Origin of the sequence: Clostridium tertium, from assembly GCF_902652255.1 — a bacterium.
GTDB classification, from domain to species: domain Bacteria; phylum Bacillota; class Clostridia; order Clostridiales; family Clostridiaceae; genus Clostridium; species Clostridium tertium_A.
The window spans coordinates 152110-165264 of record NZ_CACRTO010000049.1; the positions used below are offsets into that span (position 1 = coordinate 152110).

The following is a 13155-nucleotide window of genomic DNA, read 5'->3' on the forward strand; positions in this document are numbered from 1 at the left end:
TAACTCAGCTTGCCTGAGTTATTTCCTTCATTCTACATTATACATTATAAATTACTCATTTTCCAATTTTAACTATTCATTGTCTTTTAATGCTTTTAATTGTGCAGTCATTTCTGGTACTACTTTTAATAAGTCTCCAACTACAGCATAATCAGCTGTTTGCATAATTGGAGCACTAGCATCCTTATTGATTGCTATTATAAGATCTGAATCTTGCATACCAGCAACGTGTTGGATAGCTCCTGAAATACCACAAGCTATATAAATGTTAGGTCTTACTGTCTTACCTGTTTGACCTACTTGATATTCCTTATCAATCCAGCCATTTTCAACAGCTGCTCTTGATCCAGCTACAGTTCCGCCTAAAGCTTCTGCTAATTCTTCTAAAAGCTTAACATTTTCTTTAGAACCAACTCCTCTACCACCAGCAACGATAAAGTTAGCTTCACTTATATCTACTACTTCTTTAGTTTCTTTTACTATTTCAACTATTTTAGTTCTTATATCTGAATCTTTTAATTCAACTGCTACTTCTTCAACAGTGAACTTTCTGTCTTCATCAGCAAGCTTAGAGAATACTCCTGGTCTTACTGTTGCCATTTGTGGTCTATGATCTGGACAAGCAATTGTTGCCATTAAGTTACCACCAAAAGCAGGTCTTGTTGCAAGTAAATCTGCTTTTTCAACATCAACATCTAAAACTGTACAGTCAGCTGTTAATCCTGTAGATAATCTAGCTGCAACTCTTGGACCTAAGTCTCTACCTATGAATGTTGCACCTATAAATAATATTCCTGGCTTTCTCTCATTTGCTAAGTCACAAATAACCTTTGTATAACCATCAGTTGTATAATGTTTTAACCCTTCATTTTCAGCTACTAATACTTCATCAGCACCATGTCTTCCTAATGTATCAGCTAATCCTTTTACATTATCTCCTATTAAAAGTGCTGTTAATTTAACCCCTAATTTATCTGCAATCTTTCTACCTTCACCAAGTAATTCTAGAGAAACCTTTTGAAGTTCTCCTTCTCTTTGCTCAGCAAATACCCAAACGCCTTTGTAATCTGCTATACTCATCTTCATTTACCTCCCAAATCTTAGATGTAGTGTTTTTCTTTTAATTTTGCTAATACATATTTTGCAGCTTCTTGTGGAACTTCATTTATTATTTCTCCTGCTCCCTTAGTTTCCTTAGTCATAGTCTTCTTAACCTTAGTTGGAGAACCTTTAAGTCCAAGCTCTTCTTTATTTACATCTATATCATCTGCTGACCAGATTTGAATTTCTTTGTTAGCTGTGTCAAATATATATTGAACATTCATATATCTTGGTTCATTTAATTCTTTAATTGCTGTTAAAAGAACTGGAGCTTGAACTTTAATTAATTCATATCCATCTTCTAAAGCTCTGTTTACTAATAAACCATCTTCTTCTACCTTTACATCTTGAACATAAGTTACTTGAGGTATATTTAAGTGTTCTGCTATTTCTGGTCCAACTTGAGCTGTATCTCCATCAATAGCTTGTCTTCCAGCGAATACTATATCATATTCTAATTTCTTTAATGCTCCAGCTAATGCCTTAGATGTTGCTAAAGTATCAGCTCCTGCAAAAGCTCTATCTGTAATAAGGATAGCTTCATCAGCTCCCATACATAAAGCTTCTCTTAAAGCATTTTTTGCTTGTGGAGGTCCCATACTGATTACAGTAACCTTTCCTCCATTATTATCCTTTATTGTTAAAGCAGCTTCTAACGCATGCTTGTCTTCTGGATTTATTATTGATGGAACTCCATCTCTTATAAGTGTTCCTGTTTTTGGATCAATTTTAACAGCTGCTGTATCTGGAACTTGTTTTAAACAAACTACTATATTCATTTATAAATCCTCCCCTTATCTTAAAGCGCTTCCTGAAATAACCATCTTTTGAACTTCAGATGTTCCTTCATATATTTCAGTTATCTTAGCATCTCTCATCATTCTTTCAACTGGATATTCTTTAGTGTATCCATATCCACCAAAGATTTGAACAGCTTTTGTAGTTACATCCATAGCTACTTCTGCTGCATAAAGCTTAGCTCTTGCTGCTTCTACACTGTATGGAAGCTTGTTGTCTTTAAGCCATGCTGCTTTATAAACTAAGTGCTTAGCTGCTTCAATTTTTACATCCATATCTGCTATCATCCATTGTAATCCTTGGAATGCAGATAATGGTCTTCCGAATTGTTTTCTTTCCTTCATATAATTAACTGCTTCTTCAAAAGCACCTTCAGCAATACCTAAAGCTTGAGCTGCAATACCTATTCTTCCTCCATCAAGAGTTTTCATAGCTATTCCAAATCCCTTACCTTCTTGTCCAATTAAGTTTTCCTTAGGAACTACGCAGTTACTCATTACTAGTTCAGTAGTTGATGATGCTCTAATTCCAAGCTTCTCTTCTTTCTTACCAATTGAGAAACCTTCAAAGTCTTTTTCAACTATAAATGCTGAAATACCCTTAGTTCCTTTAGATTTATCTGTCATTGCAAATATAATAAATGTTTCAGCCACTCCCCCATTAGTGATGAATATCTTTGATCCATTTAATATATAATTGTCTCCATCTTTAACTGCTACAGTTTGTTGTCCTGCTGCATCTGTACCAGCACCTGGTTCAGTTAATCCAAAAGCACCAAGCTTTTTACCAGTAGCTAAGTCTGTTAAATACTTTTCCTTTTGGTCCTTAGTACCGAATTGATCTATTAAAGATGCACATAGTGATGTATGAGCTGAAACTATAACTCCTGTAGTTCCGCATACCTTAGATAACTCTTCAACTGCCATTATATAAGAAAGAGTATCTCCACCAGCTCCACCAAATTCTTTAGAAAATGGAATTCCTAACATTCCTAGTTTAGCCATCTTTTCAACATTTTCCATAGGGAATCTTTCTGTTTCATCAATTTCAGCAGCTATTGGCTTAACTTCATTCACAGCGAATTCTCTAACCATTTGCTTTACTAATTCTTGTTCTCTAGTTAATTGGAAATTCATTAATTATACCTCCTCGATATTGCAACTTAAAATGAAATAATTAAATTTCAAATATTATAATTATTTTATATATTTTATTTTTTCCGACTATTTGTTAGAAAAATTTTTAGCTCTTCTTTCCATAAAAGCAGTCATACCTTCTTTTTGGTCTTCTGTTGCAAAACATTTACCAAAGTCCTCTGCTTCTATTTCAACAGCCTTATCTATGTCAACTTGCATTCCCCTATTTATTGCATCTTTACATAGTTTAACTGCTATTGGAGCATTAGCTATAATTAAATTGGCCATAGCCTTTGCTTCATCCATTAATGATTCTAAAGGAACTACCTTATTTACTAATCCAATACTTAACGCTTCATCAGCCTTAATAGTAGCACAAGTATAAATAAGTTCTTTTGCTTTTCCTTCACCTACTAATCTAGGTAATCTTTGAGTTCCACCAAAACCTGGTGTAATTCCAAGTCCTGCTTCAGGTTGAGCAAACTTAGCTTTTTCAGAAGCTATTCTAATATCACAAGCCATTGCAAGCTCACAACCGCCACCTAGAGCAAATCCAGATACAGCAGCTATTACAGGCTTATCTAGTTTTTCTAATCTTCTGAAAACTCTATTTCCTAAAAGCCCAAAGTTTCTTCCTTCTTCTTCTGATAAGTCTTTCATTTCAGATATATCAGCTCCAGCTACAAAAGCTTTTTCTCCAGAACCAGTTAATATAACACAGTAGATATTGTTATCCTTTTCTAAGTCTTCTAGAACTATATCTAGGTCTTTTAATGTTTCTGAATTTAATGCATTTAATGCCTTAGGTCTATTGATAGTAACAACAGCTAAGTGTTCATTTTTTTCAAGGATTATGTTTTTTAATTCCATGTTAAAGTTCCCTCCCTTTTAACCATGATTATATAATTTTTTTTAATAACATAATATGAATATTAATTAATTTTAATTGTTAATCTTATAACAATTGAAATTAAAAAATAATTGAAGCGATGCTTCAATTATTATTATAAACTCTTAAATTTTCTTTTGCAATAACTATTTCTAAATAAACCCATGTCTTAATTTACTAATTATTTTCATCTTTATCGTGTAATAAGTATATAAGCGTTAGTAAACTTTCTGATAAATGTACATTTTCTACTGTAATATCTTCTGGAACAACTAAATCAACAGGAGCAAAATTCCATATACCTGTTACTCCATTTTCCACTAAAATATCACATACTTTTTGAGCATTTATTCTTGGTACACAAATTATACCAATATCAACTACGTTTTCTCTTAAATAACTTTTTAACACGTCAATATCTTCAATTTCAATATCCCTAATTCTCATTCCTATAAGTTTAGGGTTTGCATCAAATATTGCTCCTATATTAAGTCCTACTTGAGAAAATCTGCTATAATTAGCAATTGCTTGCCCTATATTACCAGCACCGATTATAATACCTTTATACTCTCTATTCAGTCCTAATATTAAGCTAATTTGATTGTAAAGATCCTTAACATTATATCCATATCCTTGTTGCCCGAAATCTCCGAAGCAATTTAAATCTTGTCTAATTTGTGACGCCGTAAATCCTATCTTTTCCCCTAATTCCTTTGAGGAAATTCTATCTACATCATTTTTTAATAATTCTTGTAAATATCTATGGTATTTAGGTAATCTCTTAATTACGGCCATTGAAATATTCTTTTTCTTATCCATAATAATTCTTCTCCTAATTTTCTTATATTTTTAAATTAAATCAAACATTAATCCATTTTACAATAGTTTACCACTTTTTTAGCAATTTTAAAACACTCCAAGTTATGTATTTAACAAACTTTTTTAAAAGCCATAAAAATAAAGTTAATTTTTTACCAAAGTTTCCACCTATATACTGTTAAAATTTAGATTATTTTCAACATAATTATTTAATTTTATATTCATATTTTATTCTGCTTAATACTATTTTAAAATAATCAAAACAAATAAACAATATTGTTTATTAATATTTTTAACAATTTACTAAATAAAAAATTAGACTTATGTATAACTTAGCAGATACGTTATACATAAGTCTCAATTATACAAGCTAACTTGTACTTAAAGTAAAATCTAGCATGCTCCCTTTTGCCTGAATGTTCTCAACCTAAATCATTATAAGAAAAACATCGATTTTTGTCAATAAATAATTTTAGGCATTTACTTAAGACATCTAGTTGAGTTTATTACTGCCAATACAGTTACTCCTACGTCAGCAATTACTGCTTCCCACATATTAGCCATTCCTAAGGCACCTAAGCATAATACTAATACCTTAACTACTAATGCTAATATTATATTTTGCCATAATACTTTATTAGTTTTTCTTGCTACTTTTATAGCATCTACTAAAGCCTTTGGATCATCCTTCATTAAAACTACGTCTGCTGCTTCAATAGCTGCATCTGATCCTATACCACCCATAGCAACACCTATATCTGCTCTTGCTAGAACTGGAGCATCATTTATACCATCTCCAACAAATATTACTTTACCATCTGACTTATTGTTATTAATTATCTCTTCTAATTTTTCTACCTTATCTCCAGGTAATAATTCTGAATATACTTTATCTAAACCTATCATTCCTGAAACCTTATCTGCTACAGATTTATTGTCTCCTGTTAACATTACTGATTGCTTAACACCAATTTCTCTTAATTCACTTATAGCTTCTTTTGATGTTTCTTTTATTTCATCAGATATTACTATATTGCCTTTGTACTCATTATTTATTGCAATATGAACTATAGTACCTATAGAATCCACCTTATTATAAGCTATATTGAATTTTTCCATAAGCTTGTGGTTCCCTATTAATACTTCCAATCCATCTATGCTAGCTTTAATACCATGTCCGCTTATTTCTTCATAATCTTTAATTTCTACAGAAGTAACATCTTTGCCATATTCTTTTATTATTGATTGAGCTATTGGATGGTTTGAATTACTTTCTGAAATAGCTGCAACTTTTAATAATTCTTCTTTTTCTATATTTACATTATTTATTTCTGTAACTTTAAATACACCTTTAGTTAAAGTACCTGTTTTATCAAATACTACTGTATCTATATTTTTTAAAGCTTCTAAATAATTTCCACCCTTAACTAATATTCCTTTTCTTGATGCACCACCTATACCTGCAAACAATCCAAGTGGTATAGATACAACTAATGCACATGGACAAGATACTATTAAGAATATTGATGCCCTATATATCCATTCATTAAATGTTGCATCCTTCATTACCAAAGGAGGTATTATTGCAAGTGCTAAAGCTAGGAATACTACTATTGGAGTATACACTCTTGCAAATCTTGTAATAAACTTTTCAGTTGGAGCTTTTTTATTTGAAGCATTTTCAACTAATTCAAGGATTCTTGAAACTGTTGATTCTTTAAAGTTCTTGCTTACCTTAACTTTTAAAACTCCATTAGTATTAATACATCCAGCTAGAATTTCCTCATTTACAGATATTTCTCTAGGAACTGATTCTCCAGTTAAAGCTGAAGTATCTACAAAGCTTGTTCCATCTATAACAACACCATCTAGAGGTACTCTTTCTCCTGGTCTTACAATAATTTCTTCATCTATATTAACTGTTTCTGGATTAACTTTCTCTTCTATACCATTTCTTATTACATTAGCATAATCAGCTCTTATATTCATAAGTGAAGTTATTGATTTTCTTGATCTATTAACAGCATAAGATTGGAATAACTCACCAACTTCATAGAATAACATAACTGCTACAGCTTCTGGATATTCTCCAACAAAGAATGCTCCTAAAGTAGCTACTGTCATTAAGAAGTTTTCATCGAAGATCTCTCCTCTTATTATATTTTTAAATGCTGTAATTAAAACATTTCCACCTATTAAAAGATAACTTACTACAAATAATATTGTATTTAATGTAGATCCATTTTTAAATGCTATTGCAATTGCGTATATTACTACTCCTATTATTAAAGCTAAGTTCTCCTTTAAAGTTATTGGTTCACTATGAGAATGATCGTGTTCATGAGAATGGCCATGTCCTTCTTCATGGGAGTGACTATGAGAGTCACTATGAGAATGATGATTATGACTATCTTTATCACCTGAATTTTCTACTATGGAACAAGTTCCATTAGTACAAGAAGAAGTATTTATTATTGGTTCCTTAACTTCATTCTTATTATAAACCTTAACTTCTGGCTCAAGCTTATTTATTATTTCTTTGGCCTTAACTACTAATTCTTCAGCTTCTTTACTACCATCTACTTCTATTATTAAAGTGGAAGTTGTAAAATTTAAATTAGCTTCCTTTACTCCATCTAAATCATTAACTCTTGTTTCTATTTTATTAGCACAGTTAGCGCATGTTAATCCTGATAATACTAGTTTAATATCTTTGTTACTCATTTTATCACCACTTCCTTATTCTAATATATGCTTAAAGCCTTCATGGAAGATATGCTTAATATGATCATCTGCTAGGGAATAATATATTACCTTTCCATCTCTTCTAAACTTTACAAGCTTGTTAGCTTTTAAAACTCTTAGCTGATGTGAAATAGCAGATTGGGTCATTTCTAGTAAAGCCGCTAAATCACAAACACATAATTCTTCTTGAAACAGTGCATGTAATATCTTTATTCTTGTAGAATCACTAAAAGCTTTAAAAAGATCTGATAAGTCATATAAAACTTCTTCATCTGGTAAGCTTTCTTTAACTCTTTCAACTACATCCTTATGAATTATAGTACAATTACAGCTTTCAACTTTATTTCCTTCCATCAAAACTTCCTCCATTCATTTTAACATATGAACATCTACTCATATGTTCCTTTGTTTATATTATATGAATATTTCATTTTTTTGTCAACATTATTTGCCTTTTAAATATATATATTTTTTAAATATATTTTCCCCAAAAAATAAAAAAAGAAACCCAGAAATTCTGAGTTTCAATATTATATAACTAAAGCTATATGCTCTTTTAACCTTTGGTTTAAAATTACTTCATCTAATATTAAGTGCATTACTGTATTACATATATGACTTGCATATATTAAGTCCTTCTCATAAGAAACGCTACCTTCATATTCTTTTTGAAGGCTTATTATATATTTTCTTATATCTTCTGATGTTAAACTAGTATTTATATCTCTTCTTATTGTGCAAAGTTTAGCATATTTATTTAGGTCATTCTCGTATAGAACATGGTCCTTTACAGCACTAGGACTTTTAAATTCCCATCTTTGAAAATGTGGGACACAGAAGTAATCACATAAGAAATGACATATTACTCCTAACTCCTGATTAAATTTTCCTACTGAATATCTTATATAAATATCATCTAATGTTAAGGCAGATAAAAATTCAATCTTCTTAACTATCATATCAAAACTTTCATCAAAATAATGCTTTTTAAATTTATATTTAGATGCTGCGTCAGGTTTTAAATTTCCCCATATAAAATGCCCACTACTGATTATAAAACTTTTGTCATCTCCTAGGCCGTTAATAAACTGTTGTGCTAAAGACTTATGAGTATTCATCATCATAAGTTACTCACCCCGTTTGCTATTTATAATTTAATAATAATACTATATATATTAAAAAACAAATTTTTTTATTTCTTCTTTTACCTTATAAAACAACTTAGGCTGAATATTAGGATAAGTAAGATTTTCTGGAATATCATCAAAAAATTTCACTTCTCCAATTTCATAATCAGGTAATTCTCCTAGTTTATCTATTTCAGCAAAAAATAATGCAGCATAACTTTTATCGCCTTCAAATTTTAAGGAATAATCACATATATATGTTATATTATGTTCTTCTGCTCCTGTTTCTTCAAAAAGCTCTCTTTCAGCTGTGTATTTTATATCTTCATTTTCTTCCCTATGACCAGCTGGTATTTCCCAAGTAGTTCTTTCCTTATGCTTTACAAAAACCCACTTACCATTATATCTAGAAACTACTATTGCATATAATAGTTTTTCATTTTCAACACTACCACTTTCATAAAATTCTATTTCCATACCATTCTCCTAATGTTTTTACTTTTACATACTATTTAAAAATATGTATTTTCCCACTATCATTTAAATTTTTTAATATTATTACTATTATAGGTAATAAAAATAATCCTAGGAATCCAAATATCTTAACACCAATAAACATACACATTAGTATAATCAAAGGATGTAATCCTATTTGCCCACCAACTATCTTAGGCTCAATTATATTTCTAATTACAGTAATTACTACATAAATTATAGTTAATCCAACAGCTAAGAATATATTACCTTTAAATAACTCAATAAATATCCAAGGTATTACTATTCCACCTGTTCCTAAAACAGGTAATACATCAACGCAAGCAATTAAGAATGCAATTGCAATAGCATTTTCAACTCTAAGTATAGAAAGCCCAATTGAAAGCTCTATAAAGGTTATACTGATTATTATTGAATATGCCTTTATTATCTTAAATAAAGTTCCTACAATATATTCTTTAATATCTAATACAATTTCTCTTGCTTTAGGTGAAAACTGTCTCATTACAAACCCTGTAATTTTTTCATAATCCATAGCAAAAAAGAATGATGAAATTATAGAGAAAATAACTATTACAAAGAAACTAGGAACTACAGAAACTGTTGATGTTATAAAAGAAACAACTCCTGAAGATACACTTGAAATTATAGATCCTAAAGAATCAGCTATTGATGTTATAGTTTGTTTAATAGCATCAAGTAATGCAGGGTCTAAATTAACTAAAATATCTTCTGCCTTAGCAGCTAGTTCATATATTAAAGGTTCAATAGTATTTACATATAAACTTGGTAGCTTTGTAAATAAATCCTTCATCACTAATCCAAGCTTAAATAGTAATAATGTAAATAAAGCTCCTACTGTTGCATAAAAAACTAAAACTGTTAATCCAGCTACAACCTTCCTCTTAATTTTTAATTTTTTAGTAATTAAATTTATTACTGGCTTAAGAATAAAGGCTATACCAAATCCAACTACAAAAGGTAAAAACCATCCAAGGGCATATTTTAAAGTAATATATAAAATAGCACCTATAATCAGTAGATAAATTACGTTTATTATAAATTCCCTCTTCTTCTCCGTTCCCATCTTTTTCTCCTTTTACATACTACAATTTCCTTAAATATTTATAATTTTCTAATTCATTAAGGTATTTTATTAGATTATACACCTAAATTTTTCAAAAATATATTTTTCATTTCTTAAATATTACTTAAAAATATTAATATCTATAATATATCCATAAAAAAGGCTGATACTCTAATGAATATCAGCCTCTATTTCTACCTAAATATTTTGTATTTTAACAACATCATATCCCATATCTTCGATCTTTTCAGTTATGATATCATCTTGCACATTTGTTTCAACTAATGCATATTTTCCATTTAGATTTACTTCTACGTTCTTTGAATCATCTAACTCATTTAATGCTTCAGTCACATGAGCTACACAATTATTACAACTCATTCCTTCAATTAAAATCTTCTTTTTCATCCTTCATTTCTCCTTAACTAATTATTTATTAGGATTAAATCCTCTTAATCTTAATGCATTTGTTAATACTGATACTGAGCTTAAACTCATTGCAGCTGCAGCAATCATTGGGTTTAATAAAGGTCCACCAAATACATGTAATAATCCCATAGCTACTGGTATTCCTAAAACATTATATCCAAATGCCCAGAATAAGTTTTGTTTTATATTTCTAATAGTTGCTTTACTTAATTTAATAGCTGTAGATACATCTCTTAAATCGCCCTTCATAAGAACTATATTAGCTGATTCTATAGCTACATCTGTTCCTGTTCCTATGGCAATTCCAATATCAGCTTGTGCTAATGCTGGAGCATCGTTAATTCCGTCTCCAACCATTGCTACCTTACTACCCTTTTCTTGAAGCTTCTTAACTTCACTAGCCTTATCTTCCGGTAATACTTCAGATAATACTATATCTATTCCAACTTGCTTAGCAATTGCATCAGCTGTCTTCTTATTATCTCCAGTAATCATTGCAACCTTTATTCCCATTTTGTGAAGATTTTCAATTGCTTCATTACTGCTTGACTTAACTGTATCTGCAACAGCAATTATTCCTTCTAATGTATTATCTATTGCAATATACATAGGTGTCTTACCTTCATTAGCTAATCTATCAGATTCATTTCCTAAATCTCCAATTTCTATAGAGTTCCCAACCATTAATTTCTTATTACCAAGTAATATAGTCTTTCCTTCTATTTCAACTTGAATTCCATGTCCAGGAATTGCTTTAAAGTTAGATATCTCTTTTAATGAAAGATTCTTTTCTTCTGCACCCTTTACTATAGCTTCTCCTAGTGGATGTTCTGAACCTTTTTCACTACTTGCAGCTAATACTAATAAATCATCCTTAGATATATTCTTTGTAACAATATCAGTAACAACTGGCTTGCCTTCTGTGATTGTACCTGTCTTATCAAATACAATAGTATCAACTTTATGAGTAACTTCTAAGGCTTCTCCACCTTTAATTAATACTCCATACTCAGCACCTTTCCCTGTTCCAACCATAATAGCTGTTGGTGTTGCAAGACCTAATGCACATGGACACGCTATAACTAAAACTGCTATAAAAATAGTTAATGAGAATGTTCCAGTTTCTCCAGCTATTAACCAAGCTACGCTTGCAAATATAGCAAGACCAATTACTATTGGTACAAAGTATGATGATATTATATCAGCCATTTTTGCAATTGGAGCCTTTGATCCTTGAGCATCTTCAACTAGCTTAATAATTTGAGCTAATGCAGTATCTTTACCAACCTTAGTTGCTTTATATTTAATAAATCCTGTTTTATTAATACTTGCACCTATTACCTTACTTCCAACAGTCTTTTCTACAGGAATACTTTCCCCTGTAAGCATAGCTTCATCAACTGATGTATTTCCTTCAACAACTTCACCATCAACTGGCAATTTTTCACCTGGTTTAACAATAACTATATCACCAACAATAACTTCGTCAATTGGAAGAACTATTTCCTTACCATTTCTAACTATAGTTGCTGTTTTTGGAGCTAATCCCATAAGCTTTTTAATTGCTTGAGATGTCTTTCCTTTTGAAACAGCTTCCAAATACTTACCTAGTGTAATTAATGCTAATATTGTTGCTGACGCTTCATAATATAACATCATTGCAAAATGTGCATCACCCATATAAATCTGATAAGTTCCATAAAGGCTATAAATAAATGCTGCACTAGTTCCTATTGCAATTAAAGAATCCATATTAGGACTTAACTTAAATAAATTTCTATATCCTATAGAATAGAACTTATATCCTGTTAAAACTACAGGAAGAGTTAATACTAATTGAATAATAGCAAAGTTCAATGGATTCATCATTGGATCTATAATTTCTGGCAGTGGCATACCCACCATATGTCCCATTGTTATTATTAATAGTGGAACTGTAAATATTAATGATAATATTAATCTTTTTAATAACTTACTTTGTTCAGTAACTTTTTTTCCTTCATTATTAACATTATCTTCTTCTCTTATTAACTTATATCCTGCTTTTTCAACAGTAGCCTTAACTTCTCCAAAAGTTACTTTATCTGCATCAAAGCTTATTGATAACTTTTCTGTTGCAAAATTAACTACAGCATTCTCAACACCTGGCATTTTATTTGTAACTTTTTCAACTCTACTTGCACAGGCAGTACATGTCATCCCTTCTATCTTATAGTTATGAGATTCAATATTTTTTTCTACCTTATAGCCTAGCTTCTCAACCTTATTTTCAATATCTAATGGCTTAAGTGCAGAATCATCATACTCTACATTTAAAGTTTCAGTTGCAAAGTTTACATTTGCTTCTTTAACACCCTCCATCTTGCTTACACCTTTTTCGATTCTATTTGCACATGCAGAACAGGTCATTCCGCTTATCTTATATTTATCTTTCAAAGCATTCATCTCCTTTAGATCATAATTATATTTTATATAAAAAGATAATTCCTATTCTTTTTACCCCCACCCCCAGGGGGTGGTATAGTTTTA

12 protein-coding genes are annotated in these 13155 nt (G+C 30.4%); all 12 read right to left on the bottom strand.

The window, feature by feature from the left end; genetic code table 11:
* Positions 1–72: 72 nt before the first annotated feature.
* Positions 73–1080, bottom strand: a complete 1008-nt coding sequence (locus GPX08_RS16750) for an electron transfer flavoprotein subunit alpha (protein WP_156627955.1) — start codon at positions 1078–1080, stop codon at positions 73–75.
* Between the two features lie 20 nt (positions 1081–1100).
* Entirely contained in the window at positions 1101–1880 is a 780-nt protein-coding gene (locus GPX08_RS16755) for an electron transfer flavoprotein subunit beta (protein WP_156627956.1), read from the bottom strand.
* Positions 1881–1895: 15 nt separating this feature from the next.
* Positions 1896–3035 (bottom strand): acyl-CoA dehydrogenase, encoded by a 1140-nt coding sequence (locus GPX08_RS16760; protein ID WP_156627957.1) that lies wholly within the window; start codon positions 3033–3035, stop codon positions 1896–1898.
* A gap of 87 nt (positions 3036–3122) precedes the next feature.
* A complete protein-coding gene (locus GPX08_RS16765; RefSeq protein WP_156627958.1) occupies positions 3123–3905 on the bottom strand; it encodes a short-chain-enoyl-CoA hydratase in 783 nt (260 codons plus the stop codon).
* Positions 3906–4101: 196 nt separating this feature from the next.
* Positions 4102–4743 carry a redox-sensing transcriptional repressor Rex gene (locus tag GPX08_RS16770; RefSeq protein WP_156627959.1) on the bottom strand — a complete coding sequence of 214 codons (642 nt, stop codon included), beginning with the start codon at positions 4741–4743 and terminating at the stop codon, positions 4102–4104.
* Positions 4744–5223: 480 nt separating this feature from the next.
* Complete coding sequence (gene cadA / locus GPX08_RS16775; RefSeq protein ID WP_156627960.1) at positions 5224–7467, bottom strand: cadmium-translocating P-type ATPase; 2244 nt, start codon at positions 7465–7467, stop codon at positions 5224–5226.
* Between the two features lie 15 nt (positions 7468–7482).
* A complete protein-coding gene (locus GPX08_RS16780; RefSeq protein ID WP_156627961.1) occupies positions 7483–7842 on the bottom strand; it encodes a metalloregulator ArsR/SmtB family transcription factor in 360 nt (119 codons plus the stop codon).
* 176 nt (positions 7843–8018) lie between these two features.
* Positions 8019–8609: a hypothetical protein gene (locus tag GPX08_RS16785; protein WP_156627994.1), complete on the bottom strand. Its 591-nt coding sequence runs from the start codon at positions 8607–8609 to the stop codon at positions 8019–8021.
* Positions 8610–8663: 54 nt separating this feature from the next.
* Positions 8664–9092, bottom strand: coding sequence for an NUDIX domain-containing protein (locus GPX08_RS16790; protein ID WP_156627962.1), 429 nt, complete (start codon positions 9090–9092; stop codon positions 8664–8666).
* A gap of 31 nt (positions 9093–9123) precedes the next feature.
* The gene (ytvI, locus tag GPX08_RS16795; RefSeq protein ID WP_156627963.1) at positions 9124–10197 is read right to left on the bottom strand and encodes a sporulation integral membrane protein YtvI; all 1074 of its coding nucleotides are present in this window, start codon (positions 10195–10197) and stop codon (positions 9124–9126) included.
* 198 nt (positions 10198–10395) lie between these two features.
* A complete protein-coding gene (locus GPX08_RS16800) occupies positions 10396–10605 on the bottom strand; it encodes a heavy metal transport/detoxification protein (RefSeq protein WP_156627964.1) in 210 nt (69 codons plus the stop codon).
* 21 nt (positions 10606–10626) lie between these two features.
* Positions 10627–13062, bottom strand: coding sequence for a heavy metal translocating P-type ATPase (locus tag GPX08_RS16805; protein ID WP_156627965.1), 2436 nt, complete (start codon positions 13060–13062; stop codon positions 10627–10629).
* Positions 13063–13155: the final 93 nt, after the last annotated feature.